This window comes from Paeniglutamicibacter kerguelensis (genome assembly GCF_017876535.1).
Taxonomy (GTDB): Bacteria; Actinomycetota; Actinomycetes; order Actinomycetales; family Micrococcaceae; genus Paeniglutamicibacter; species Paeniglutamicibacter kerguelensis.
The window spans coordinates 433,255-457,963 of sequence record NZ_JAGIOF010000001.1 but is presented as its reverse complement, the minus strand read 5'-3'; the positions used below and the strand labels follow the sequence as shown (position 1 = coordinate 457,963).

At 66.1% G+C, this 24,709-nt stretch carries 23 protein-coding genes; 13 read left to right on the top strand and 10 right to left on the bottom strand.

All coding sequences use genetic code 11. From position 1 onward, the window contains the following. Positions 1-85 precede the first annotated feature (85 nt). From JOF47_RS02105 to manA, 4 genes are read left to right on the top strand one after another with little or no spacing between them, the layout of a single operon-like run. Positions 86-1,273 (top strand): 5-(carboxyamino)imidazole ribonucleotide synthase, encoded by a 1,188-nt coding sequence (locus JOF47_RS02105; RefSeq protein WP_209995660.1) that lies wholly within the window; start codon positions 86-88, stop codon positions 1,271-1,273. Further along, the gene (purE, locus tag JOF47_RS02100) at positions 1,273-1,803 is read left to right on the top strand and encodes a 5-(carboxyamino)imidazole ribonucleotide mutase (RefSeq protein ID WP_209995659.1); all 531 of its coding nucleotides are present in this window, start codon (positions 1,273-1,275) and stop codon (positions 1,801-1,803) included. The genes JOF47_RS02105 and purE overlap by 1 nt, the downstream gene beginning before the upstream one ends. Before the next feature lie 8 nt (positions 1,804-1,811). Then, positions 1,812-3,446, top strand: coding sequence for an LCP family protein (locus JOF47_RS02095; RefSeq protein WP_245356215.1), 1,635 nt, complete (start codon positions 1,812-1,814; stop codon positions 3,444-3,446). 23 nt (positions 3,447-3,469) lie between these two features. Next, positions 3,470-4,705, top strand: a complete 1,236-nt coding sequence (gene manA, locus JOF47_RS02090) for a mannose-6-phosphate isomerase, class I (protein WP_245356214.1) — start codon at positions 3,470-3,472, stop codon at positions 4,703-4,705. 97 nt (positions 4,706-4,802) lie between these two features. On the opposite strand, the gene glpX is transcribed toward manA, so the two are convergent. Further along, complete coding sequence (gene glpX, locus JOF47_RS02085) at positions 4,803-5,825, bottom strand: class II fructose-bisphosphatase (protein WP_209995656.1); 1,023 nt, start codon at positions 5,823-5,825, stop codon at positions 4,803-4,805. A gap of 148 nt (positions 5,826-5,973) precedes the next feature. Between glpX and JOF47_RS02080 the strand changes: the two genes are divergently transcribed. From JOF47_RS02080 to JOF47_RS02070, 3 genes are all read left to right on the top strand, one after another. Further along, complete coding sequence (locus JOF47_RS02080) at positions 5,974-6,636, top strand: DUF4245 domain-containing protein (protein WP_209995655.1); 663 nt, start codon at positions 5,974-5,976, stop codon at positions 6,634-6,636. 132 nt (positions 6,637-6,768) lie between these two features. Next, positions 6,769-7,407, top strand: a complete 639-nt coding sequence (locus JOF47_RS02075) for a carbonic anhydrase (RefSeq protein ID WP_209995654.1) — start codon at positions 6,769-6,771, stop codon at positions 7,405-7,407. 186 nt (positions 7,408-7,593) lie between these two features. Beyond that, the gene (locus tag JOF47_RS02070; RefSeq protein ID WP_209995653.1) at positions 7,594-9,027 is read left to right on the top strand and encodes a class II fumarate hydratase; all 1,434 of its coding nucleotides are present in this window, start codon (positions 7,594-7,596) and stop codon (positions 9,025-9,027) included. A 64-nt stretch (positions 9,028-9,091) separates the two neighbouring features. On the opposite strand, the gene JOF47_RS02065 is transcribed toward JOF47_RS02070, so the two are convergent. Beyond that, positions 9,092-10,339: an FAD-dependent oxidoreductase gene (locus JOF47_RS02065; RefSeq protein WP_209995652.1), complete on the bottom strand. Its 1,248-nt coding sequence runs from the start codon at positions 10,337-10,339 to the stop codon at positions 9,092-9,094. 226 nt (positions 10,340-10,565) lie between these two features. Here JOF47_RS02065 and JOF47_RS02060 point away from each other — a divergent pair, with 226 nt between their 5' ends. After that, positions 10,566-11,159 (top strand): TetR/AcrR family transcriptional regulator, encoded by a 594-nt coding sequence (locus JOF47_RS02060; protein WP_209995650.1) that lies wholly within the window; start codon positions 10,566-10,568, stop codon positions 11,157-11,159. A gap of 90 nt (positions 11,160-11,249) precedes the next feature. Beyond that, entirely contained in the window at positions 11,250-12,959 is a 1,710-nt protein-coding gene (locus JOF47_RS02055; RefSeq protein WP_209995648.1) for an MDR family MFS transporter, read from the top strand. 75 nt (positions 12,960-13,034) lie between these two features. Here JOF47_RS02055 and JOF47_RS02050 read toward each other — a convergent pair whose 3' ends face one another. Together JOF47_RS02050 and JOF47_RS02045 are read right to left on the bottom strand one after the other, a co-directional pair. After that, positions 13,035-13,505, bottom strand: coding sequence for an NUDIX hydrolase (locus tag JOF47_RS02050; protein WP_209995646.1), 471 nt, complete (start codon positions 13,503-13,505; stop codon positions 13,035-13,037). Between the two features lie 56 nt (positions 13,506-13,561). After that, positions 13,562-14,080 carry a prepilin peptidase gene (locus JOF47_RS02045; protein ID WP_245356213.1) on the bottom strand — a complete coding sequence of 173 codons (519 nt, stop codon included), beginning with the start codon at positions 14,078-14,080 and terminating at the stop codon, positions 13,562-13,564. A gap of 139 nt (positions 14,081-14,219) precedes the next feature. On the opposite strand from JOF47_RS02045, the gene JOF47_RS02040 reads away from it, so the two are divergent. Next, a complete protein-coding gene (locus JOF47_RS02040) occupies positions 14,220-15,065 on the top strand; it encodes a hypothetical protein (protein WP_209995644.1) in 846 nt (281 codons plus the stop codon). A 40-nt stretch (positions 15,066-15,105) separates the two neighbouring features. Here the strand turns inward: JOF47_RS02040 and phoH2 are convergent, their stop codons facing one another. Then, positions 15,106-16,437, bottom strand: coding sequence for an RNA 5'-3' helicase PhoH2 (phoH2, locus tag JOF47_RS02035; RefSeq protein WP_342592683.1), 1,332 nt, complete (start codon positions 16,435-16,437; stop codon positions 15,106-15,108). Positions 16,438-16,794: 357 nt separating this feature from the next. After that, positions 16,795-17,556, bottom strand: a complete 762-nt coding sequence (locus tag JOF47_RS02030) for an isoprenyl transferase (RefSeq protein ID WP_209995640.1) — start codon at positions 17,554-17,556, stop codon at positions 16,795-16,797. A 174-nt stretch (positions 17,557-17,730) separates the two neighbouring features. On the opposite strand from JOF47_RS02030, the gene trhA reads away from it, so the two are divergent. Further along, positions 17,731-18,444 carry a PAQR family membrane homeostasis protein TrhA gene (trhA, locus tag JOF47_RS02025; RefSeq protein WP_209995639.1) on the top strand — a complete coding sequence of 238 codons (714 nt, stop codon included), beginning with the start codon at positions 17,731-17,733 and terminating at the stop codon, positions 18,442-18,444. On the opposite strand, the gene JOF47_RS02020 is transcribed toward trhA, so the two are convergent. The 3 genes from JOF47_RS02020 to mca form a co-directional block, all read right to left on the bottom strand. Continuing rightward, positions 18,441-20,618 carry a thioredoxin domain-containing protein gene (locus JOF47_RS02020; protein ID WP_209995638.1) on the bottom strand — a complete coding sequence of 726 codons (2,178 nt, stop codon included), beginning with the start codon at positions 20,616-20,618 and terminating at the stop codon, positions 18,441-18,443. The genes trhA and JOF47_RS02020 overlap by 4 nt on opposite strands. Before the next feature lie 65 nt (positions 20,619-20,683). Further along, complete coding sequence (locus JOF47_RS02015; RefSeq protein ID WP_209995637.1) at positions 20,684-20,956, bottom strand: hypothetical protein; 273 nt, start codon at positions 20,954-20,956, stop codon at positions 20,684-20,686. Between the two features lie 49 nt (positions 20,957-21,005). Next, a complete protein-coding gene (gene mca / locus JOF47_RS02010) occupies positions 21,006-21,923 on the bottom strand; it encodes a mycothiol conjugate amidase Mca (protein ID WP_342592682.1) in 918 nt (305 codons plus the stop codon). 113 nt (positions 21,924-22,036) lie between these two features. Here mca and JOF47_RS02005 point away from each other — a divergent pair, with 113 nt between their 5' ends. Beyond that, a complete protein-coding gene (locus JOF47_RS02005) occupies positions 22,037-22,438 on the top strand; it encodes a DUF4307 domain-containing protein (protein ID WP_209995634.1) in 402 nt (133 codons plus the stop codon). Between the two features lie 250 nt (positions 22,439-22,688). Continuing rightward, positions 22,689-23,183 (top strand): transcription elongation factor GreA, encoded by a 495-nt coding sequence (gene greA / locus JOF47_RS02000; RefSeq protein ID WP_209995633.1) that lies wholly within the window; start codon positions 22,689-22,691, stop codon positions 23,181-23,183. A gap of 244 nt (positions 23,184-23,427) precedes the next feature. Here the strand turns inward: greA and ilvA are convergent, their stop codons facing one another. After that, positions 23,428-24,678, bottom strand: coding sequence for a threonine ammonia-lyase (ilvA, locus tag JOF47_RS01995; protein WP_209995631.1), 1,251 nt, complete (start codon positions 24,676-24,678; stop codon positions 23,428-23,430). Between the last annotated feature and the right edge of the window lie 31 nt (positions 24,679-24,709).

Genomic DNA, 24,709 nt, shown 5'->3' with positions numbered 1-24,709 from the left:
GCGGTTCACTGAAAGTTACCCAAGAATGGTGTCCAAAGTCGCTTCGGCTCCGCACCGCGCGACCGGCGTTGGGTAGGCTATGTAGGTGACGTTTCCAGTAATTGGCGTTGTTGGCGGAGGCCAACTCGCACGAATGATGGCCCCCGAGGCATTGAACCTCGGATTCGAACTACGCATCTTGGCCGAAGGCCCGGATGTCTCAGCTGCGCGCTCCGTTGCCGACGCACCGGTGGGTGACTACAAAGATTTGGCAACCCTGCGGGAATTCGCACGCGGTGTCGACGTGCTCACGTTCGACCACGAACACGTGCCGAACGAGCACCTGCAGGCGCTGATTGCCGAAGGCGTCAACGTTCAGCCGCGCCCCGCCGCGCTGATCCACGCCCAGGACAAGCTCGTCATGCGTGCCGCCATCGAGGAGCTCGGCCTGCCCAACCCGGCGTGGGCAGCTGTCGAAACCGTCGAGGAGCTTGTCGCCTTCGGCGAGAAGACCGGCTGGCCCATCGTGCTCAAGACCCCGCGCGGCGGATACGACGGCAAGGGCGTGCGCATGATCGACGACGAGTCGGAGGCCCGCGAAGCTGCCGACTGGTTCGGCAACGGCGCCCTGCTGGCCGAGGACAAGGTGGCGTTCACCCGCGAGCTTTCCGCGCTGGTGGCCCGCACCCCGTCCGGCGATTCCAAGGCCTGGGACGTGGTGCACACCATCCAGGTCGACGGCGTCTGCGACGAGGTCATCGCCCCGGCCCAGGACATCTCCCCCGAGGTCGCCCACGCGGCCGAGGCAGCGGCCCTGAAGATCGCCAACGCCTTCGGCGTCACCGGCGTCATGGCCGCCGAGCTCTTCGAGACCCCCGGCGTCGGTGCCGGCTTTGTCATCAACGAGCTCGCCATGCGCCCGCACAACACCGGGCACTGGACCATGAACGGTTCGATCACCAGCCAGTTCGAGCAGCACCTGCGCGCGGTCCTGGACCTGCCGCTGGGCGCCACCGACGCGCTGGCCGAGATCACCGTCATGAAGAACTACCTCGGCGGCGACAACCAGGACCTGTTCTCCGCGTTCCGCGCCGCCCTCGCGGCCGAACCGCGCGTGAAGGTCCACGCCTACGGCAAGTCGGTGCGTCCCGGACGCAAGATCGGGCACGTCAACGTCATTTCCGAACCGGGTGAAAGCGCCGAGTCGCTGCGCGCCCGCGCCAACGCCGTCGCCACAATGATCCGCGACGGCGTCCCGGCGACGACCGCCGCCAGCACCGAAGGACAAAAGTAATGTCGAATGAAACCCCGCTCGTCGGACTGGTCATGGGCTCGGATTCGGACTGGCCGGTCATGCGTCTGGCCGCCGAGGCCCTGGCCGAATTTGGCATCCCCTTCGAGGCGGACGTCGTCTCCGCGCACCGCATGCCCGAGGACATGATCGTCTACGGCAAGGAAGCCCACACCCGCGGCATCCGCGTCATCATCGCCGGAGCCGGCGGCGCCGCGCACCTGCCGGGCATGATTGCCTCGGTCACCCCGCTGCCGGTCATCGGCGTCCCGGTGCCGCTGAAGACGCTCGACGGCATGGATTCGCTGCTGTCCATCGTGCAGATGCCCGCCGGCGTCCCCGTTGCCACAGTGTCGATCGGCGGCGCGCGCAACGCGGGCCTGCTGGCGGCACGCATGCTGGCCACCGGGACCGACGAGCTCGCCGCCTCGCTGCGCACCCAGCTCATCGAATTCGCTGCGGGACTGCGCCAGGTCGCCTCCGACAAGGGTGCGGCATTGCGCGCCGCATCGGCCGCCGAGTTCGGCGAGTAAGGACCCATATGACGTCGACCCGCCCCTCCTCACGCTCAACCGACCTGCTGCCGGATCCGGAGTCGGCCACGGCACCGGTGCGCACCAAGCGCGCCGTGGTGCTGTTGCTGCTGACCATCGTCTTCCCCGGCAGCGCCCAATGGGTGTCGGGCAAGCGTGAGCTGGGCGGGATCGCCATGCGCGTCACCATGGCCTGCTGGGCCGTGGTCGTGGTGCTGGTCCTGCTGGCACTGCTCAAGCGGGATTGGCTGCTTGCCGTCTTCGCGCAGTCCTGGGTGCAACTGCTGGCCAGCATCGTGATGTTCGCGCTGGCGGCCGGGTGGCTGCTCATGTTCCTGAACACGCTGGCCATCATCCGCCCCAAGTTGCTGGCCCCCGGAGCCCGGATGATCGTGACCGGCGGCCTGGTGGTCGCGATCCTGGCCACCAGCGGCTCCCTGGGATACGGCGCGTTTGTGCTCAACAAGGGCCGCCAAACCATCTCCAACGTCTTCAGCGCGGGACCCGCGTTCAAGCCGGTCGAAGGCCGCTACAACATTGCCGTCTTCGGCTCGGACTCCGCGGGAAACCGCGAGGGCGTGCGCACCGACAGCATGTCGCTGCTCAGCGTCGACGCCAAGACCGGCAAGACCCTGCTGATTTCCATCCCGCGAAACTTCCAGAACGCAAAGTTCTCCGCGGATTCGCCGATGCGCAAGGTGTACCCGGACGGATACAACTGCGGCGACGAATGCCTGTTCAACGCCATCTACCGCAACGCCACCGACCGCCACGCGGACCTCTACCCCGGAGTGGCGAACCCCGGGGCCCAGGCCACCATGGAGGCCATCGAGGGCACCACCGGGCTGAAGGTCCAGGGCTACGTCATGATCAACATGGCCGGGTTCGCCGGGTTCATCGACGCGATGGGCGGTGTCACCGTCGATTCCGGCGGCTGGGTTCCCTACAACGCCAAGAAGTGGCCGAATTCCACGGTGAACACGCACTGGTTCGCCCCCGGCGAGCACAAGTTCACCGGCAAGCAGGCGCTCTGGTTTGCCCGCTCCCGCGAGTTCACCACCGACTACCACCGCATCGCCCGCCAGCAATGCCTGCAGCAGGCGATGATTTCCCAGTTCAGCCCGCAGACCATGCTCACCCGTTTCACCTCGATCATGGATGCCGGCGAGCACCTGGTGGAAACCGACATCCCTCAGCAGCAGCTGGGCTCGTTCCTGAACCTTGCGGACAAGGCCCGCTCCACCCCGTTCAAGCACCTCACGCTCGGCGCACCGGACTTCGGGTCGGCCTCCGACAAGTTCTCCACCTACCCTGACTTCGACAAGATCCACGCGCGCATCACCTCGATGGTCGCCGCGACCGGTGAATCCGCCAAGCCAAAGAAGGCTGCGACGGATGAGAAGCCCGCAACCGCGGGCAGCGCCTCGAAGAGCTCCTCCCCGAGCCCGACCAGCGGCAAGACCAGCTCCGGCGGACGCAACAGCGAGCCGGGCAAGGTCAACGAGGGCGCGGCCGAGGTACCCACCACCAAGGCGGACGGCTCCCCGATCACCGAAGAGTACCTGGTCACCCTGGAACAGATCGGCCGCACCGACATCCTGTCGAAAATCGCAGCCAACAACAACGAATGCTCCGTTCCGTAGAGAGACGTGCCGCCTTGTATCGATTGGAAAATCCCCTACGCAACTACCCCTGGGGCTCCCGCACGCTGATCGCCGGGCTGCTGGGCCGTGAGCCCGGCGCCGAACCGGAAGCCGAGATGTGGATCGGCGCCCACCCCAGCGCCCCGTCCAGGGTCGTCTCCGGCGTCCCCGGCGAGACGCCGGGACTCGACGAACTCATTTCCGCCAACGCCGAGGCCCTGCTCGGCAGCGAGGTGGCCGGCGACGGCCGGTCGTTGCCGTTCCTGCTCAAGCTCCTGGCCGCGGAGAAGCCGCTGTCCATCCAGGTCCACCCCGACGCTGCCCAGGCCGCCGAGGGGTTTGCCGCGGAGAACGCGGCCGGCATCGCGTTGGACGCCCCGCACCGCAACTACCGGGATGCCGCGCACAAGCCCGAGATGATCTATGCGCTCACCGATTTCGCGGCGCTCAGCGGCTTCCGCGAACCGGAGCAGATCGCCAGGCATTTCTCCCTGCTGCTCCCGCTGCTCTCCGGCGTTGCCGCCGATGCGTGCGCCGGCATCATCGAGCTGCTGGGCGGCGAGGATGCGCTGCGCAACACCTTTGGGCGGCTGCTCTGCGGCGCACCGGAACTCACCAAGTTGACGGCCCGGGTCCTGCACGCGGTGCGCACCGAGGAATCGCTGCGCACCCACCCCGCGCTGGCGGAATTGCCGTCGTTGAACGCGCACTACCCGAACGACCCGGGCATCCTGGTTTCGCTTATGCTCAATCTGGTCCAGCTGGCGCCGGGCCAGGCCATCTACCTGGCCGCGGGCAACGTCCACGCCTACCTGCGCGGGCTCGGCGTGGAAGTCATGGCAAACTCGGACAACGTGCTGCGCGGCGGTTTGACCGCCAAGCACATCGACCTGCCGGAGCTGCTGCGGATCACCGTCTTCGAGCCGCAGGACGTCCCCCTGCTGCACCCCCGGACCACGGACTTTGGCCAGCAGGTCTTTGCGCCTCCGTTCGACGAGTTCCAGTTGCAGCACATCGAACTCCCCGCCGCGGAGGACGCCGCTGACATGGCCGATGCCGATGTGCCGATCGCCGCCAACGGCCCCGTGCTGATGATTTGCGTCGACGGGCAGCTTGTCGTTGACACCCCGCGCGGGGACCAGGTACTGCACCGCGGCGAATCCCTGTTCATCGGTGCCGCCGAGGCCCCGGCCATGGCCCGGCGCTCCGTGGGCTCGGGCGCACGCGCCTTCGCGGTCACGGTCCAGGCAGTGCGCTAGCCTGCGGCGCCGACCGCATTCCCGGCATTAACGACGTGAGTGTCCCGTCTGGTTCATTGAACCGAACGGGACCCTCACGTGTTTACAGCGGAGCGGATCAGCGGGTGTAGGCGTCCCACTTGTCGGCCTGGTGCTCGCCGTCGACAAAGCGGATGGTGCCCGACTTGGAGCGCATCACGATCGACTGGGTGTGGATGCGGTTGTTCTTGTAACGCACCCCGCGCAGCAGGTCGCCGTCGGTGATGCCGGTGGCGGCGAAGTAGCAGTTGTCGCTGGTGACCAGGTCATTGGTGGTCAACACGCGGTCCAGGTCGTGGCCCGCGTCGATGGCGCGCTGCTTCTCGTCGTCGTCCGTCGGCCACAGGCGGCCCTGGATGATGCCGCCCAGGGACTTGATGGCGCAGGCGGTGACGATGCCCTCGGGGGTGCCGCCGATACCCATCAGCGCGTCGACGCCGGTGCCCTCGCGGGTCGCTGCGATCGCTCCGGCAACGTCGCCGTCCATGATGAACTTGGTGCGCGCACCTGCGGCACGGATCTCATCGACCAGTCCGGCGTGGCGCGGGCGGTCAAGGATGCAGACGGTGATCTGGGAGATCTTCTTGCCCTTGGCCTTGGCGATCAGGTGCAGGTTCTGCTTGACCGGCAGGCGCAGGTCAACAAGCTCGGCGGCCTCGGGTCCCGTGACAAGCTTTTCCATGTAGAAGACCGCGGACGGGTCGAACATGGATCCGCGGTCTGCAACGGCCAGCACGGACAGGGCGTTGCCGATGCCCAGCGCGGTCAGGCGGGTGCCGTCGATCGGGTCGACAGCGACGTCGCACTCGGCGCCGGTTCCGTCGCCGACGTGCTCACCGTTGAACAGCATCGGGGCTTCGTCTTTTTCGCCCTCGCCGATGACGACGACGCCGTTGAAGGACACGGTGGCAAGCAGCGAGCGCATGGCGTCGACGGCCGCGCCGTCGGCCGCGTTCTTGTCGCCGAAGCCAACCCAGGGGCTGGAGGCGATTGCCGCGGCTTCGGTGGCGCGCACCAGCTCAAGGGCCAGGTTGCGGTCCGGTTCGGCGTCGCCGACCGAAAGTCGTGGGGACAGGTGGGCAAAATTCGTGGCTTCAGTCACGGTCTTCCTCGTCGTTGAGATCTGTTCGTTTGCCGGGGGCCAACAACTTCCATCATATCGCTCGTGGTCAACTCATTCCCATGCAGGGGTGCCGGTCCTTCGGATTCCGCGTTTAGATTCTGCGGCGCGGATGCGCGAGAATGGTGTGGTGACCCAGCACCCCAAAGACCGTTCCGCGCCCGCATCCGCCCCCGCCGCAGCAACCGAGCCGCCGGCGACACCGGAAAGCCCCGCGGCCGGCGAGTCCCAGTTGCCGTTCAAGCCGGTATTGACCGCATCGCAGGCCAAGCGCGCCAACCAGACGCTCAAGGGCATGATCATTTCCGTGGTGCTCACCGTCGCCGTGGCCATCCCGGTGGTCCTGATGAACCCGGGCAACAAGGCCGACACCTACCGCCAGCCGGTTGACGTTACGGCCGTTGCCTCACAGGCCGCCGCCGACGCCGTATTCACCCCCTGGGCACCGGCGATTCCGGAGGGCGACTACGTAAACTTCGCGCGCTGGATCACCGGAAACATCGACGGCATCAAGTACTGGGAGCTCGGCGTCGTCACCCACGACGAGAAGTTCGTTTGGGTCCGCCAGAGCGCCGACGCAAACCCGTCGTGGCTGGCAACCGTCACGGACAACGCGGCTCCGGCCGGCGAGCACCTGGTCGACGGAACCGCCTGGGAACTGCGCAAGAAGGACAAGGCGCAGGTCCTGATCTCCAAGCGCGGGGACTCGACGGTGGTGCTCACCAGCGACAGCGGCATCGAAACCCTCGACGCGCTGGCCCGCCTGGCGCAGCAGCAAATCCCGGCCTCCTGACTCCCGCGGCCCCTCCACGGCGGGGCGGACGCACACAGGGTTTTCCGGTGAGACTTTTCCCACATCGCCGGTGCACTTCATGCTTCGACCAATGTGCGCACGGGCGGCACTCGTGGGCTTAAGCTAAAAAACATGAACGAACCCGGCACATCAGTCGACCCCAACGACCTCACCCCTGCCCAGGCCTGGCGGAAATTGCGTGAGGGAAACTCCCGGTTTGTCGCAGGCAGCACCGACCACCCCAACCAGGATGCAATGCGCCGGCATTCCCTGGTGGACAAGCAACACCCCTTCGCCGTGATCTTCGGCTGCTCCGACTCGCGGCTGGCCGCCGAGATCATCTTCGACCTGGGCCTGGGCGACGTGTTCGTGGTGCGCACCGCCGGGCACGTCATCGACGCCGCGGCCCTGGGCTCCCTCGAGTACTCCGTCGCCATGCTCAACGTCCCGCTGATCGTGGTCCTGGGCCACGACTCCTGCGGTGCGGTGACGGCGACCATCGATTCAGTCAAGACCGGTCAGATGCCCCCCGGCTTCATCCGCGACCTCGTCGAACACATCGCCCCCTCGGTCATCGCCGCCCGCCGCAACGGCATCCACGACGTGAACACCACGGTGGTGGAGCACGTGCAGCAGACAACCCACCGGCTGGTCGAGCAGTCCCGCATCATTTCCGATGCCGTGGAGAATGGCAACACGGCCGTCATCGGCGTGACCTACCGTTTGGCCGAGGGCAAGGCGGAGATGGTCTCGGGCTTCGGCGTCCTCTAGCCAGGACGGCGCGTGCGGGCACCGCCCGCACGCACGGCACTCGATGCGTGTGCGGGATTCGTCTCCCGCACACGCATTTTGCGTTGGGGGCGGTATCGGATTGCCGGAAACGCCGGTTCTATTCCCGTTTTCGCCGATTGCATGATGACCTGCCGTTGGGCCACCTGCGGGCGTACCGTGGGAGCCATGGACAATTCTGCTGACTTCCGCATCGAACACGACACCATGGGAGAGGTCCGGGTTCCGGCCGCCGCCCTCTACCGCGCCCAGACCCAGCGTGCCGTGGAGAACTTCCCGATCTCCGGCAAGAAACTTGAACCCGCGCACATCCGCGCGCTGGCCCAGGTGAAGAAGGCTGCCGCGCTGGCCAACCAGGAGCTCGGGGTGCTGGACGCCGAACGCGCGCACGCGATCGTCGCGGCCGCCAACGAGGTGGCGGAGAACAAGTACGACGAACATTTCCCGATCGACGTGTTCCAGACAGGGTCCGGCACCTCCTCGAACATGAACATGAACGAGGTGCTCGCCGAACTGGCCACCCGCGCACTCGCGGCGGCCGGTTCCGAGACGATCGTGCACCCGAACGACCACGTCAACGCGTCGCAGTCCTCCAACGACGTGTTCCCCACCTCGGTGCACGTCGCGGCGACCGCGGGCCTGCTGGGCGACTTGGTCCCCGGGCTCGAGACCCTGGCCGGGGCGCTGGAAGCCAAGGCCGCCGAGTTCGCGGACGTGGTGAAGTCCGGGCGCACCCACCTGATGGACGCCACCCCGGTGACCCTGGGCCAGGAATTCGGGGGTTATGCGGCGCAGATGCGCTACGGCGTCGAACGCATCATGGCCACGCTGCCGCGCGTGGCCGAGGTCCCGCTGGGCGGCACCGCGGTGGGCACCGGCATCAACACCCCGGCCGGCTTCCCGGAGCGCGTCATCGAGTTGTTGGCCCGGGACACCGGGTTGCCGATCACCGAGGCCCGCAACCACTTCGAGGCCCAGGCCAACCGCGACGGGCTGATCGAGGCCTCCTCGCAGCTGCGCAACATCGCGATCTCGCTGATGAAGATCAACAACGACCTGCGCTGGATGGGGTCCGGTCCCAACACCGGGCTTGGCGAAATCGCGATCCCGGACCTGCAGCCGGGATCCTCGATCATGCCGGGCAAGGTCAACCCGGTGATTTCCGAGGCCGCGATCATGGTTGCGGCCCAGGTGATCGGCAACGACACCGCGATCGCGTGGTCCGGCACCAACGGGGCCTTCGAGCTGAACGTCGGCATCCCGGTGATGGCCTCCAACTTGCTCGAATCGATCCGCCTGCTGGGCAACACCACCCGCGTCATGGCCGAGAAGATGGTCGGCGGCATCACCGCGAACGTCGAGCGCGCGCGCTTCCTCGCCGAGGCCTCCCCCTCGATCGTCACCCCGCTGAACAAGCTGATCGGCTACGAAAACGCCGCGAAGATCGCCAAGAAGGCCGTGGCCGAGCAGTTGACGGTGCGCCAGGCGACGATTGCGCTTGGCTTCGTGGAACGCGGGGAACTCACCGAGGCCCAGCTCGATGAGCTGCTCGATGTCACCACCATGACCGGAAACCACCAGGTGGCTGGTCCCAGGGACTGACATCGCGGGCGAGGGCGTTGGCCATTGGGTCCCCACGTGGCGGATCCGGTGGCCGGCGCCCTCGCTATTGCGGCAGCCGCTGCTGCGGGCGCCTTGCGAAGTCGGGGGCGCGTTCGGCCCGTGGGCCGAAGCCGATCAGCCGGGGCATGATGGTCCGCGCCACCGGAATGTGCCGGGCCCAAAACAACATCGCCGGTGGGCCTCCGGACCTTTTCCCGGTGAAAAGCGGGGCAAAAACCTCGTGGTGCATGATCCGTTGGACTCGCTGGATGACATGGGTGGGGAATCGCCGTCGCCGTTGGACCGCCGCCAGGTCCTTCACCGTGACGCCGCCGCGACGCAGGGCCGGCGCCAGCTTCGCCGCCGCGGCGACGGCGTCCTGGATGGCAAGGTTGATGCCCACCCCGCCCACGGGCGACATCGCATGGGCCGCGTCCCCGATGCACAGCAGCCCGTCCACGTACCAGCGCCGCAGCCGGTCCAACCGCACGTCAAGCAGGTGCAGGTCATCCATGGAACGAATGGAGTCCAGGCGGTCCGCGAGGTCCGGCCGGGCGGAGGCGATCCGCTGCCGGAAGCGCTCCACTCCCTCGCTGCGCAGGCGCGCGTCCGAGCCCTTGGAAGCGAAGTAGCCCATCTGGTAGTAGTCGTCCCGGAACAGCGCAATCACGCCCTCGCCGTTCCCGAAGGAGGGAACGATCCCGGCCACCTCCCCCGGCTCGGACGGATGGCGGGGCAGCCGGAACCACCAGGTGTCGAACGGCACCGGATAGTCCCTCTGCAGCAATCCCGCGGCACGGCGCAACACGGAATGCCTCCCGTCCGTGGCGACGACGAGGTCCGCGCGAAGCGTGTCCTCGCTCCCGTCGGATCTCCGGTAGCGGACGCCGGAGATGCGGCGGCCGTCGGACACCAGCGAGGTCGCCGTGTGCTCCATCAGCAGGGTGAACGTGGGCTCCAGTGCGGCGGCGCGGGCCAGGAAATCCAGGAAGTCCCACTGGGGCATCATGGCTACGTAGTTGTGCGGCGGCCGCAGCATCGAGAAATCGCCCAGCGTCACAAAACGGCCCCCGCGAACCGGGAAGGCGACGTTTTGCAGGCGGCTTTGCGGAAGCCTGCGGAACTCGTCGCCCAGGCCGAGCTCGTCCAGCAGCCGGATGGTCGACGGATGCACCGTGTCGCCACGGAAGTCCCGCAGGAAGTCGCCGTGTTTCTCCAGCACCGTCACCTGCACCCCGGCCCTGGCCAGCAGCAGACCCAGCATCATGCCGGCCGGACCGCCGCCGACCACCGCGCATCCGGTCGTCTCCATGCCCCCATGCTACGCCTGCACAGGTCAGGGAGGCAGTGGATCGAGCTGCTCGCGCCGCCCCCGTTGCAGCCGGATTGCCGCCACCGGGGCGGCGGTGCGTTCGGCCCCGTGAGCCGAACCACTAAAGTTGCACTTTGCAACCAATAGTGCAAAACTGCACTATGTGAATGAAAGTGCAATAACACCGATCGGCGAGGCAGCGACTCCGCCCACCCGCAGTGCGCGCATGCAGAGAACGCGCCTTGCCATCACCGTGTGCTCCCGCGAGCTGACCGCGGAGCATGGGTTTTCCGGGTTCACCATCGAAGAGCTGTGCTCCCGGGTTGGCATTTCACGTCGCACCTTCTTCAACTACTTCGCCACAAAACTCGATGCCGTCTTCGGGCACGTCGAGGACGGCCTTTCCGCAGAGACCCTTGCACGCTTCATGGACGCCCGGCCCGCCGGGACCGTCGGGATATCCCCGACGCTGTTCGCCGACCTCGTGGAACTTGTCCTGACGCAGTTGCGCCGCGACGAAGCCGAGATCCTCAGCGCACATGGTTTTTTCGAAGCCGTCCACCGCGAACCGGAGCTTCTGGCCAAGATGGTCGAGGTCGGCCCCGAACGGATGAAGGAGTTCATGGCGCTGGTGGCCCGGCGGGAGGGCGTTGCGCTCGACCACCCGGGGCTGGTCATGCTCGTGCACAACATCCAATTCGCGACCCACCAGGCAGTCCAACGCTATGTGGTCTCCTCTCGGGAAACCTCGCTCGAGGAAGAGTTCCTGAGCCTGATGCGCCATGCCCAGGAGCTCTTCGCCCAGCCGATGCGGCGCTAGCAACCCGGCCCCGGCCACCGCACGAGCCAGACACTCCCCGATTGGCTACTTCCACACCGATTCCCCCGTCACGATCCCAAGGAAACCCTTATGTCCACAGCCACCGCTTCCCGGCCCGCGCCGGGCGCCGCGCCCTTGCTGCTGACCCAGCGGCGCATCTGGATCATCTTCTCGGCGCTGATCGCCGGCATGATGCTCTCCTCACTGGACCAGACCATCGTCTCCACCGCGATGCCCACCATCGTGGGCCAGCTCGGCGGCGTCGAGCACCAGGCCTGGATCACCACCGCCTACCTGCTGGCCACCACCATCGTGATGCCGATCTACGGCAAGTTCGGTGACGTTTTGGGCCGCCGCAACCTGTTCCTGATCGCCATTGCGCTGTTCACCCTGGCCTCCATCGGCGCGGCCTTCGCCGGCACCTTCTGGATGTTCGTTGTCTTCCGCGCCATGCAGGGCCTGGGCGGCGGCGGCTTGATGATCCTCTCGCAGGCCATCATCGCCGACATCGTCCCGGCTTCCGAGCGCGGCAAGTACATGGGCCCGCTGGGCGCCATCTTCGGCCTGTCGGCGGTTGCCGGACCGTTGCTCGGCGGGTTCTTCGTCGACCACATGACCTGGCAGTGGGCGTTCTACATCAACATCCCGATCGGCATCGCGGCGTTCACCATCGCCTGGTTCGCACTGACCATCCCGAACAAGAAGTCGACCAAGAAGATCGACATGCTGGGCGTGCTGCTGCTCTCAATCGCCACCACCTGCCTGATCTTCTTCACCGACTTCGGCGGATCCAAGAACCACGGCTGGGGCGCCATCGAGACCTGGGGCTGGGGCCTTGGCCTGCTGACGGCCGTCGTGCTGTTCGTGATCGCCGAGGCACGCGCCGAGGACCCGATCATCCCGCTGACGCTGTTCAAGAACCGCGTCTTCGTCAACGCCACGGCCATCGGCTTCACGCTGGGCCTTGGCATGTTCGCCGCCATCGCGTTCGTCCCCACGTTCCTGCAGATGTCCTCCGGCACCTCCGCGGCCGTTTCCGGCCTGCTGATGCTGCCGATGATGGTCGGCCTGATGGGCACGAGCATCTATTCGGGCATCGCGATCACCAAGTCCGGCAAGTACAAGGGCTACCCGATCGCCGGCGCGCTGGTCACGGCCGTCGCCATGCTGGCCTTCACCACGCTCAGTGCCACCACTCCCCTGTGGCTGATCTGCGTATACCTGTTCATCTTCGGCGCCGGTTTGGGCCTGATCATGCAGGTGGTGGTGCTGGTCGTGCAGAATGCAGTCGATCCGTCCATGGTGGGCACCGCGACTTCCACGAACAACTACTTCCGCGAGGTCGGCGCATCCCTCGGCGTGGCAATCTTCGGTGCGATGTTCACCAACCGCCTTTCCGAGCAGCTCACCGAGGTCTTCACCGGCGCCGGGGCCACCGCGGCGGACGCGGGGAATGCCACGGCAACCCTGGATCCGCAGACCATGGCTCAGCTGCCCGACGCCGTGCGTGAGGGAATCGTGAACGCCTACGCCGATTCGTTGGCACCGGTGTTCTGGTACCTGATCCCGTTCATCCTCATCGCCTTCGTGCTGGCGCTGTTCCTGAAGCAGGTCAAGCTTTCGGACACCGCCGGCATGGTCGCCCGCGGCGAGGCCATCGGCGGCGCCGAGGCCGAGGCGTTGGAGGCAGAGGCCCGCACCGGCGGTTCCGCCGACTCGGGCACTGCCGGGCCTGACGCTGCCGGGTCAAATGCTCTCCGGTCGAACGCCGACGCGACGCCGGGAAACGACGCCCGCTAGCCAAGCAACCAAAAACACCCCCTTGTTTTGCAGCCATCCCCGTTTCCGGGACCGCAAGGCAAGGGTGCGCCTTGGTTAATCCGCGATGAAGTGGCCCTCGGCCCTCGGCTCGCGGGCCCATTCGATCGCCCGTGCGTGCTTCGGCGGAACGTCCGGCAGCCCGTCGACCCCGAACCAGCCGACCTCGAGGTTTTCGTCGTCGTTCACGTGGGCTTCGCCGCCCAGGTAGCCCGCGGCCATGATGACATCAAGGTACTGGGCACGGTCGCCGTTGGGGTAGACGGCCGGGTCGGTGGTGGCAACGCCGACCAGCCGGGTGACCTTGCAGCGCACGCCCGTTTCCTCGAACACCTCGCGCACCGCGGCGATCGCGGGTTCCTCCCCCGGCTCGAGGATTCCCGCCGGGAGCGTCCACCGCCCGTTGTCGGCGCGCCGGACCAGCAGGACGCTGCCCTCGTGGAGCAACACGACCTTGACCCCTGGGAGCCAGAGCGGGCCGGTGCCGATCTTGGTGCGGAGGTCGAGAATGAAGTCAGGTGTGGCCATGGTTTTCATCCTGCCATGCACGGCACGGCACAACGAATGCTGGCCGGCCACGAACCCTACCCGGCCACGGCCAGCGAAATCGCCGCACCCAACAACATGAACGGGCCGAATGCCACCGAGGAACGCATTGTCACCTTGCGGGTCAGCAGCAGAGCACCGGACCACATCGCCCCCAGGATGAAGGCCAGCGCGGTGGCCATGAGCAGGTGTGTGTAGGACACGAACCCCAGATAGAGGCCCAGCACCGCCGCGAGCTTCACGTCGCCCAGGCCCATTCCGGCCGGGGCAATCAGGTGCAGCACCAGATAGCCGATGAAAAGGATGACTCCTCCCAAAAGCGTCCGCAACAGCATTGCCGCATCGCCCGCCAGCAGGGAGGCCGCCCCGAGCAAGACCGCCGCGGCCAGGAACCACGGCCAGAGAATCCGGTTGGGCAGCAGGTGTGAACGAAAATCGATGGCGGTGAGCCTGACTGCGTTGACGACGAACAGCAGGACCGCGCACCCGGCCAGGATTCCTGCCGCCACCATCACCGGGCTCTGCATGGTGAGCCAACCCCAAATTTGTACTGGCATAGGCCACACCCTATGCGGAAAGCCGTCCCCGGGGCCGTTAGGCGCGCCCCGGTTGTTGATAAAACCGCCACCCCACCTGCATCGGAATGCCCCGGCACCGACCGGCTGCAGGCAGCCCGATCCTCGCTAGACTGATCACATGGACCAGCTCAATGGCGCGGCAATGTTCCCGGACCCGGACCAGGCTCCCAGCAAGGAGTTGATGGGGCATTTCCGGCGGCTCGCCCGCTCCTCCCCGTGGCTTTGGAACACCATACAGATCGAGATCAGCGCCCACGACCCCGAGCACCGGGCCGTGGGATTCGCCGCGGAGAACCAGCCGGAAAGCCTCACGGTGCTGATCCGGCGCCCCAATGCGGTGCGCGTGGAGGACCCCGCGGGCAAGGTGCTTTTCCGCACCGACACCATCAACGATTCCAAGTCCGCGTCGTTTGTCGCCGCGACCCGGAAGTCATGGTTGTTGCCGCCGCAATTGCTTGCCCCCGTCTACGGGGACGACGGGCTCGTCTCGCGCCGCCCGGAGGCCGCATACGTTAACGAACTCATGCCCGTGACCATGTGGAATGCGTTCCTGGACCCGGTGGAAATCGCCGGCTTTGCCCCCGCGCCCGCGGACCTGCCGTTCCCGCATCCCAGCATCATCCATGCACTGCGTGAAGTGCGCGACGCTGCGGGCCGCCCCTGCCTCGAGGCCGACCTGTCGCGCGGCCATTCATACTCCCCCGTGGTTCCCGATGCCCCGCTGCTTGGCACGGGCGTCACCCGGCTGCGCATCGACAGGGCCACCGGCCTGTGCGTCGAGCGCACCATCCTCAGCGGCGAGGACGCCGGTGCCGAGCACCACGTGAAGATCCTGGCCGTTGACCAGTACATGATCGACGGTCTGTTCACCCAGCCGAAGGCCTCGCTGTCCGATGTGCGCGAGGCGCCGCTGTGGCCGATCCCGTTGCCGGGTTCCCCGGAACCGGGACGCCACCAACGCTAGCCGTGCGGCCGGCACGCAGCCCGCGTGCCGGCCGCAGGCCCTAGCTGAACTTCTCTTCCAGCAGCTCCGTCACCAGTGCGGCGATCTCCGAACGCTCGGAGCGCGTGAGCGTGATGTGCCCGAAGAGGTGGTGCCCCTTGAGCAGTTCAACCACCGCCGCGACACCGTCGTGGCGGCCGACCCGCAGGTTGTCACGCTGGGCCACGTCGTGGGTGAGCACGACCTTGGAGTTCTGTCCGATGCGTGAGAGCACGGTCAGCAACACGTTGCGTTCCAGGGATTGGGCCTCATCGACGATCACGTAGGCGTCGTGCAACGAGCGCCCGCGGATGTGCGTCAACGGCAGGATCTCCAGCATTCCACGGCTGAGCACCTCGTCGACCACGTTCTTGGAGACCACCGAGCCCAGCGTGTCGAAGACGGCCTGCGCCCAGGGATTCATCTTCTCGTTCTCGGCGCCCGGCAGGTACCCGAGTTCCTGGCCGCCAACGGCGTACAGCGGACGGAACACCATGATCTTGCGGTGCTCGCGGCGTTCCATGACCGACTCCAGCCCGGCGCACAACGCCAGCGCCGACTTTCCGGTTCCTGCGCGCCCGCCGAGCGAAACGATACCGACCTCCTTGTCCAGCAGCAGGTCAAGGGCCAGACGTTGTTCGGCCGAGCGTCCGCGCAGCCCGAATGCCTCGCGGTCCCCGCGCACCAGGCGAACCAGGTGGTTCCGGTCGACCCTGCCCAACGCGGAACCGCGAGGGGAATGGATGACCAGCCCGGTGTTGGAGGGCTGCTCGGCAACCTCCGGAATTTCAAGGGATTCGGAGGCATAGAGGGCGCTCATGTCCTCTTCGCTGATGTTCAGCTCGGCGACACCGGTCCATCCGGAGGATGCGACGAGTTCGTTGCGGTATTCCTCGGCGTTCAGCCCCATCGCCGAGGCCTTGATGCGCATGGGCAGGTCCTTGGACACGAGCGTGACGTCGACCCCCTCGTCGAGCAGGGACTTGGCAACTGCAAGGATCTTGGAGTCGTTTTCCGAGTTGCGGAACCCTACGGGCAGCACCTCGGGGGAAATGTGGTTCACCTCGACGCGCAGTGTTCCCCCGGCTTTTCCCACCGACATGGAGTTGGCCATGCCACCGGCTTTCCGGCCCATCTCATCGAGGGTTCGCAGGGCCTCGCGGGCGAAATAGCCCAACGTGGGGTCGTTTCGCTTGTGTTCCAGTTCCATGATCACGGTCAGCGGAAGCACCACGTGGTGCTCGGCAAAATGCAACATGGCATGGGGGTCTGCGATCAACACCGAGGTGTCGAGTACAAAGGTGCGCTCAGCTTCCGAAGCGCTGTCTGCCAGTTGTTCCAGTTTTTCTGCCACTTTGACTCCCAACGGGGCGCGATCCCCCGCAACTGTTGTGGATGGGGGTTAGGGGCACCACCGGTGGCAGGCAGGATCCGGCATGCGGGTGTTTGAGCGTGATAAGCATCCATGCCGTCCCCCGTCCTGCCTGCGGAGTTGCCCCAACGGCGATGAACTCTACAAAGCCGTTGCCCCAAACCTACGCCCAATTAGTTCGCTAGTCACTCGGCATTTTTCGAACTTTTGCCGTCCGGCGCGTAAACGTTTGGAGCGCACGGGAACAGGATATAATCCGCTCTTCAAATCGGGGCTTGGCAAAGCCGGCGGTGGCGGAGGAAGAGGGTGAAGCAGAGGAACCCGGTGCCGAAGCCGGGGTCAGGACCCGAAGCGGCGCTGGCGGTCGGAAAAATCGCGCAGGGCCCGCAGGAAGTCCACGCGCCTGAAATCGGGCCAGAGCGCCTCACAGAAGTAGAACTCCGAGTAGGCGCTCTGCCAGGTGAGGAAGCCGGAGAGCCGCTGTTCACCGGAGGTCCGGATGACCAGCTCGGGGTCGGGCTGGCCGCTGGTGTACAGGTATTTCGCCAGCTGGTCCGGATCCAGGTCCGCGGCGATTTGCGCTGCATCAAGCCCTTTGGACTGCCCCTCGAGCAGCAACGCCTTGACGGCGTCGACAATTTCCCGGCGCCCGCCATAGCCAACCGCCACGTTCACGTGAATGCCGGTAATGGCAACCGTGGAGGCCTCCAGCTCGCGGAGCTTGTCGGCTAGGTAGTCCGGAAGCAGCTCCAGGGCGCCAACCGGGTGCACCCGCACGGTCTTGGTTTCCCCGAGCCGGTCAAGGGTGTTGGCGATGATGCCCATGAGGTCGTCAAGCTCTTGGCTGGAACGGTTCATGTTGTCGGTGGAGAGCATGTAAAGGGTGACCATGTTGATGCCGAGCTCTTGGCACCAACCAAGGAACTCGAGGATCTTGTCGGCGCCGGCCTGGTGTCCGGTGGCGGTGGGGGCGCCGGCGAGCTTGGCCCAGCGACGGTTGCCGTCCACCAGTACGCCGATGTGCGTCGGCAGCTTTTCCGGGCTCAGCGAACGGCGGATCTTCCGCTCATAGAGTCGATAGACGAAACCCGGTAATTCCACCGCAATACTCCCGCATTGGATCTGTCCGGTGCGACGATTGACGCACCCTATATCCAACGCTACCTTTTGCAAGCACCGCGTGGTGACAGGACGCGGTGCGGGCAGGTGTGAAATTGCTGCGAAGATATCACTACCTTCCAGTAACCTACCAATCCGTAGATATAGGATAAGGCCATGACCAAGGCACCACGCCCCCAGTCCACAAGAACGCCAGCAACCGTTGACCATTTGGCGGCACCGGCCACGGCCGTCCCCGAACCCAAACCGCTTCTTCGCGGCTGGATCCACGCAGTGATGGCACCCATTGCGTTGACCGCGGGAGTGGTGCTGGTGGTGCTGGCCCCGCCCGGGGGCGCGAAAATCACAAGCGCCATATACGCCTTCACCGGAGTCCTGCTGTTCACCATCAGCGCCACCTATCATTTGGGCAACTGGTCCCCCACGGTCAAACGCGTGCTCAAGCGCCTGGACCACACCAACATCATGCTGGTCATCGCTGGCTCCTACACCCCACTCGCATGGGCGCTGCTCCCGCCCCAAAAGGCGACGGTCTTGTTGATTGCCATATGGGCCGGCGCACTTGCCGGGGTCGGGTTCAGGGTTTTTTACACCGATGCCCCGCGTTGGCTCTACACCCCGGTCTACGTCCTTCTGGGTCTTGCCGCGTTGCTGTTCATCGGTGATTTCTACGCCGCGAATCCGGCCGCGGCAATACTGATCTGTGTCGGCGGAGCCTTCTACATTGCGGGAGCCGTGTTTTACGCGTTGAAGCGGCCAAACATCAGCGAACGCTGGTTCGGATTCCATGAACTTTTTCACGCATTCACGATCGCCGGGTTCACCTGCCACTTCATCGCCATCACCATGGCGGTGTTGGGCACCGCCTAGCCGTCTAGGCCCGCCCGGCCCAGACCCGGCACGAGCAACTCGGCAAGGGACTGCAGGTCGCTGACCGGGGTGTGGCATACACCGGCGCGGCACACGTAGAGCCGGAGCGCGCCGCCGGGCCCGGGCGGATATGCGGTTGAAGCGATGCCGGGCCGGGGCATTTCACCCCATTGGGAGACGCCGGCCAGGATGCCCACTCGCATCGCGGCACGGCGTTCCTCCGGGGTGCCGCCGATGACCGCCAGCTCGGCGCTTGAGGAGTGCACGAAGCGCACTGCGAGCCCCAGTGCACTGCCCGCGGCATGCGGGGCCCTGTCGGCAATGGACGGCACAAAGCCTATGAGCCTGCGCACCAGGAACAGATCCGCTTCTGCCCTGCTGCCGTCTCCGTCGCCTGGCGCATCACTGCCGCCCGCTCCGGGGTCCTCTCCGGCCAATTGGACCAGTCCCGCCCTGTTCAGCAGCGCCGAAGCCAGCAGGGAGGTCGCGGCGGGCACCGCATCGTCAAGCGCCTCGGCGGTGCGTGCCCCTGCCCGGCTGGCCAATACCCGCGGATCGTCATCGGGCGCGTCGAAGGGTTGCCCTCCGGGCATGAACTTCTCGAGGGCGGCCTGCAGGACCGCATTCGCCCGCTCGATCCATGCCGGTTCCCCGCCGCAAACGGCCACGGCCTGGAATCCCAGCGCCACCCCCGCATAGTCTTCAAGCACACCTGCGATTGCCGTGTTTGCCTCGCCCCGGTAACTCACCCGGCGCAGCGACGCTCCGGCGGCATCCCAGTGCGTGTTCCACAGGTAGTCGGCCGCGCCTCCGGCCAGCCGCAGCAGGGCCGGGTCATCCAGCAGCACCGATGCCTCGGCAAGCGCCTGCACCATGAGACCGTTCCACCCGGCGACGACCTTTTCATCCCGCGCGGGTTGGATCCGCCGCGCGCGGGCCTCCCCCAATACGGCGAAGGCCGCATCCAGGGCCGTCCACTCCCCCGGCTCCGGCGTGCGTGAGAGGGCAATGGTGAGTTGTGGTTCCCCGTGCCCGGGCTCCTCCGCCGCATGCCCGTCCCACAGGGTCCAGAAGATGTTCCCGCGATCGGGAAGCAGGGCCTCGGCCTCGGTACGGCTGAAGGTATAGGTGGCCCCCTCGCGGTGGGTGCCGTCCGGCATCACGGTATCCGCGTCAAGGGAGGAAGCGAACGCGCCCCCGGGAAGCAGCATTTCGCGCTCCAGCCAGGCCACGATGCCCGCCGCGGCCCGGCGCGAGAGTTCTCGGTCTTGCGCCTCCGGCAGCTGCACCGAGGCGCGCGCATACAGCCCCAGCAGCTGGGCGTTGTCGTAGAGCATCTTCTCGAAGTGCGGGATTTTCCAGCCTGGGTCAACGCAGTAGCGGGCGAATCCGCCACCGACGTGGTCGGCCAGTGCACCGCGCGCCATCGTGCCAAGGGTCCGCGCGGCAAGCGCCGTAGCTTGGCCGGCCGTCGGTCCCGAACCGAGCCCGGCACGCAACAGGAAATCAAGCACCGCCGAGGGAGGGAATTTCGGCGCCGGGGCAAAGCCCCCGGTGGGGTCTTCCAGCGCGGCGAGCCTGCCGACGGCCGCCACAACCACCGAGGCCAGCAGCGGTTCGTCGGAGGACCCGGGAAGCGGCAGCAAACGGGAAAACATCTTGGCCTGCCTGGCGGCCACCGAGCCCAGGTGGTCGGCCAGGGCGGTGGCCTGCTGGACAAGCTGGGGCCGCCGGTTAACCCAGGCGTCGTTCACCGCCTCCAGCACCTGGGCGAAGGACGGTGTGCCGGGCCGTGGAACCGGCGGGAAATAAGTGCCCGCGTGCATTGCCCTCCCGTCGGGCAGCGTGAAAACGCTCATGGGCCAGCCGCCGGCACCGCTGAGTGTCTGCGTTGCGGCCATGTAGGCCTGGTCGACGGAGGGGTGTTCTTCCCGGTCGATCTTGACCGGCACAAAGTGCTCGTTCAGGTATGCGGCGATCTCCGGGTCGTCGAACGACTCGCGGGCCATCACGTGGCACCAGTGGCAGGCCGCATAGCCGATCGACAGGAAAACCGGGACATCCCGCGCAGCAGCCTCGGCGAATGCCGCATCCGAGTACGGCCACCAGTCGACAGGTTGGTGCGCGTGCTGGCGCAAGTAGGCCGAGGCGCTGCCGGCGATTCGTTGACCCATGTTGGTGAGCCTACTCCAGGAGTGTGTGCGTTGGCACCGGAAGATCCAGCACCAACACGCGGTTTTTAGCGGGCGGGCTTGTCCCCCGGCTCGTCCGGCTGGATCTTCTTGCCGCGCTCAACGAGGTCCTGCTGGCGGGCCTCGGCCTCGCCCTGGTAGCGGACGCGGCGGATGCGGCGTGTCATGTCGCGGATGATGAAGATGGTGACGATGACAAGGGCGGCCGTTGCCACAAAGCCGGCAAAGCCCGGACCGATGGACTGGGCCGCGTCACCTGGGGGAGCAACAGGGACCGGGGAAGGCGATACGGAGGCTGCATACAGCAGGAACGAATACACGAGCGGGGCTCTTTCTAAAAGTTGGCAGCCGGGAGAACCGGCACACTATCTATCTTAGACCGGCGAACAGATCGTTCTCCGGCAGCTCCGTGGGAACCGAGGACTTGATCAGTGTGAAGTCTTCCCACGGCCATGAATTTGCGTAGATCTCTTCGGGCACGGCAAAGAAGAACCCCGTGGGGTCGATCTGAGTCCGGTGCGCCAACAATGCCGCGTCGCGGTGCTTGAAGAAATCCGCGCTGTGGATTTGCGTGGTGGTCTCGTGCGGAGAAACCCACCCGAACATCTGCTGGTCGGGGTGCTTTTCCCACTCGGCGATGCGCTCTGCATACGGGGATTCCATACCGGCTTCGAGCATTGCATAGTGCAGCGTCTTGAAGCGCTCGGGGGCAAAGGCGCGATCGTAGTAGAGCTTGGAGGTCTCCCAGGCCTCGCCGAGCTCCGGGGAGCTATCGGCCTTGGCAGCCTCCTCGAACGCGTACACGGCGACCTTGTGCGCCTGGATGTGGTCAGGGTGCGGGTATCCGCCGTTTTCGTCGTAGGCAATGATCACGTGCGGCTTGAACTCGCGGATCAGCTTGATGAGCGGTGCCGCGGCAGTCTCCAACGGCTGCAGCGCAAAGGCACCGAACGGGAGCTCGGGCAGCGGGTCGCCCTCGGGCAGCCCCGAGTCGACAAATCCGATCCAGCGTTGCTCGATGCCCAGCACCTCCGCGGCCTCGGCCATTTCCCTGCGGCGCACACCCGCCAGGTCGCGGTGCGCGTGCGCCAGCTCACCGAATGCGGCATTGAGGATGTCACCTCGCTCGCCTCCGGTGCAGGTGGCCACCATGACGCTCGCGCCGGCGGCGATATAGGCCGCCATCGTTGCCGAGCCCTTTGAGGATTCGTCGTCCGGGTGGGCATGGATTGCCAACAAACGTAGGCCTTGGGAGGGAGCAATCCGCCCCGCGTTGTGATCTTCCACCTGTGTAACTCCAACTCCATATGCTCGGTAAGGGGATCCCCCTGGCCAAGGCTTAGACTGGTAGGGATGACTTCTCCCCGGCCGCGACGCCCATGAATCTGAAAGAGGCGCCATTGTCCAGCTTAACTAATAGGTACGGTTCGCCCAAGCGGCGCCTTGCCAAAAAGACACGCCGGAACCTGATCATCGGCGGCCTGTCCGTCGGAGTCATTGGTGCGCTCTACCTGGCTTGGGCCACCAACAGCCAAGTGGAGTTCAAGGACAATTCCTTCATGGTCAACTCCCCGACCCAGGCGAGAGCCTTGGTGGACATCACCAAGGATGCCAAGGACACCGCCCAATGCGAGGTCAGGGCCATGAACGAGTCCTATGCGATCGTCGGCTGGAAGACGCTGACCATAGGTCCGAGCGAAGGCACGGGCAGGCAAACCATGCGTTTCGACGTCAATCTCCGCACCGAGTCCCTGGCCACCACGGTTGGCGTCGAGGAATGCAAGATCGTCAAGCCTTCCTGATCCCGGGGAAACGGATCCCGCGGCGACTCGCCCAGTACGCCAAAAGCTCAACCTCTTGGGTAAAAGCCCATCGACGGCTAATATCTTTCTAATACGTTATGCCCCGCTACAGAACGTGACGGACGAAGTTCATCACCCATCTGTGCGGGGTCTTTGCTTGCAAGATGTTCGTCGCATCATCGGCAGGGACCGTCTCGGCATGCTGCTCCCTTGCGGGGGCAGCCGCCCTGATTACACAAGGAGTACCACCGTGACTACCACCAACCACGAACCAGTCGTCTGGCTGACCAAAGAGGCCTTCGATCGCCTGAGCGTCGAACTGGACCACCTTTCCGGTCCGGGCCGCGCGGAGATCGTCGACCGCATCGAGCAGGCTCGTTCCGAGGGTGACCTCAAGGAAAACGGTGGCTACCACGCAGCCAAGGAAGAACAGGGCAAGGCAGAAGCACGCATCTCCTACCTGAAGGACCTGCTGCGCCGCGCCCACGTTGGCGAAGCCCCGGCCGACGACGGAATCGTCGAACCAGGCATGCTCGTCGAGGCGATCATCGCCGGCGACAAGACCACCTTCCTCTTTGGCAGCCGCGAAGTTGCAGGCGACACGGATCTCGAGGTCTACTCGGAGAAGTCCCCGATCGGTGCGGCAGTTCACGGTGCCAAGTCCGGCGACAAGCTCAGCTACTCGGCCCCGAACGGCAAGGAAATCGCCGTCGAGATCGTTTCCTGCAAGCCTTACAGCTCCTAGTTAGACGCCGGGTCGCCCGCAAGGGCGACCGCACGCAGCCGATGGCCGCCTGCAGCTCCCCCGCCGATGCGGGGCATGCGCAGGCGGCCATCGCTCGTTAAGCGGCATACCGGTCCGCGATTCCCCAGACGCATGGCGCATGCAAGAGGGCTCGGGTTCCATCGCCTTGGCGACGAGACCCGAGCCCTCGTGCATGCCCCTCCCGGCACCGTCGGCGCCGAAAGGGAACATGTTTGTTGCCTGGCTAGCCCATGACCATGGGCTGGAAGCCCTCTGCCCGCAGGTTGTTGAGCACCAATTCCGAGTGCGCATGGCCCTTGGTTTCCATGTCGATGGTGATTGCCACGTCCCCCATCGACAGCGAGCCGCCCACGCGCGTGTGGTCGAGCCGGGTGACGTTTGCGTCGGATTCGGCGATGACCCGTGAGATGGTGGCCAGCTCGCCCGGGCGGTCATCGAGCATCATGCGAACCGTCAGGTAGCGGCCTGCGGCCGAGAGGCCGCGCTGGATGACCTTGAGCATGAGCAGCGGGTCGATGTTTCCGCCGGAGAGGATCACCGCGGTCTTGCTGGGGTTGAGGCCAAGTTCCTCGAGCTTGCCCTCCAGCAGCGCTGCGACGCCCACGGCGCCGGCGGGTTCGACTACCAGCTTGGAGCGTTCCAGCAGGAACACCAGGGCACGTGCCAGCCCGTCCTCGGAGACCGTCACGACGTCGTCGACGAGTTCGCGGATGATCTGGAACGGAAGCTGCCCAGGGCGGCCCACTGCGATGCCGTCGGCGATGGTGCGCACGGTGTCCAGCGGAACCAGCGCATCGGCGGCAAGCGATGGAGGGTAGGCCGCGGCGTTCTCGGCCTGCACGCCGATGACCTTGATGTCACGGCCCAGTTCCGCGGCCTTGGCCTTGATGGCCACCGCGACACCGGCCAGCAGGCCGCCGCCGCCAACGCCCATGAGCACGGTGTCGACGTCGGGGAGCTGTTCGAGGATCTCCAGCCCGATGGTGCCCTGCCCGGCGATGATGTCGGGGTTGTCGAAGGGGTGGACAAAGACTGCGCCGGAGGCCGTGGCGTAGCGCTCGGCCTCGGCAAGTGCCTCATCGACGTTGTGCCCGTGCAGGATGACTTCCGCGCCGTGGTCGCGGGTTGCCGAGAGCTTGGGCAGCGCCACGCCCAACGGCATGTAGATCCTGGCCTTGATGCCCAGCCGGCGCGCGGCCTGGGCCACGCCCTGCGCGTGGTTGCCTGCCGAGGCCGCCACCACGCCGCGGGCGCGTTCCTCCTCCGATAGCTTGGACATGCGCACGTAGGCGCCGCGCACCTTGAAGGAACCGGCTCGCTGAAGGTTTTCGCACTTGAGGAACACCTCCGACCCGATGGCCAGGGACAGTGCACGGGAATGCTCCACCGGGGTCCGTGCAATTACGCCGTCAAGGATTGTCCTGGCATGTTCGATGTCGGCGAGGCTTACCGGGAGCTTGGTCTGCTGGATCATTGAACGACTTTCTGCTGGGCGTCACGACGCG

What these genes read in the sequence shown, in the direction of transcription:
- purE (WP_209995659.1), top strand. Translation starts at nt 1,273, where the DNA reads ATGTCGAATGAAACCCCGCTCGTCGGACTGGTCATGGGCTCGGATTCG.
- JOF47_RS02095 (WP_245356215.1), top strand. Translation starts at nt 1,812, where the DNA reads ATGACGTCGACCCGCCCCTCCTCACGCTCAACCGACCTGCTGCCGGAT.
- JOF47_RS02075 (WP_209995654.1), top strand. Translation starts at nt 6,769, where the DNA reads ATGAACGAACCCGGCACATCAGTCGACCCCAACGACCTCACCCCTGCC.
- JOF47_RS02070 (WP_209995653.1), top strand. Translation starts at nt 7,594, where the DNA reads ATGGACAATTCTGCTGACTTCCGCATCGAACACGACACCATGGGAGAG.
- JOF47_RS02065 (WP_209995652.1), bottom strand. Translation starts at nt 10,339, where the DNA reads ATGGAGACGACCGGATGCGCGGTGGTCGGCGGCGGTCCGGCCGGCATG.
- JOF47_RS02060 (WP_209995650.1), top strand. Translation starts at nt 10,566, where the DNA reads ATGCAGAGAACGCGCCTTGCCATCACCGTGTGCTCCCGCGAGCTGACC.
- JOF47_RS02055 (WP_209995648.1), top strand. Translation starts at nt 11,250, where the DNA reads ATGTCCACAGCCACCGCTTCCCGGCCCGCGCCGGGCGCCGCGCCCTTG.
- JOF47_RS02050 (WP_209995646.1), bottom strand. Translation starts at nt 13,505, where the DNA reads ATGGCCACACCTGACTTCATTCTCGACCTCCGCACCAAGATCGGCACC.
- JOF47_RS02045 (WP_245356213.1), bottom strand. Translation starts at nt 14,080, where the DNA reads ATGCCAGTACAAATTTGGGGTTGGCTCACCATGCAGAGCCCGGTGATG.
- JOF47_RS02040 (WP_209995644.1), top strand. Translation starts at nt 14,220, where the DNA reads ATGGACCAGCTCAATGGCGCGGCAATGTTCCCGGACCCGGACCAGGCT.
- trhA (WP_209995639.1), top strand. Translation starts at nt 17,731, where the DNA reads ATGACCAAGGCACCACGCCCCCAGTCCACAAGAACGCCAGCAACCGTT.
- JOF47_RS02020 (WP_209995638.1), bottom strand. Translation starts at nt 20,618, where the DNA reads ATGGGTCAACGAATCGCCGGCAGCGCCTCGGCCTACTTGCGCCAGCAC.
- ilvA (WP_209995631.1), bottom strand. Translation starts at nt 24,678, where the DNA reads ATGATCCAGCAGACCAAGCTCCCGGTAAGCCTCGCCGACATCGAACAT.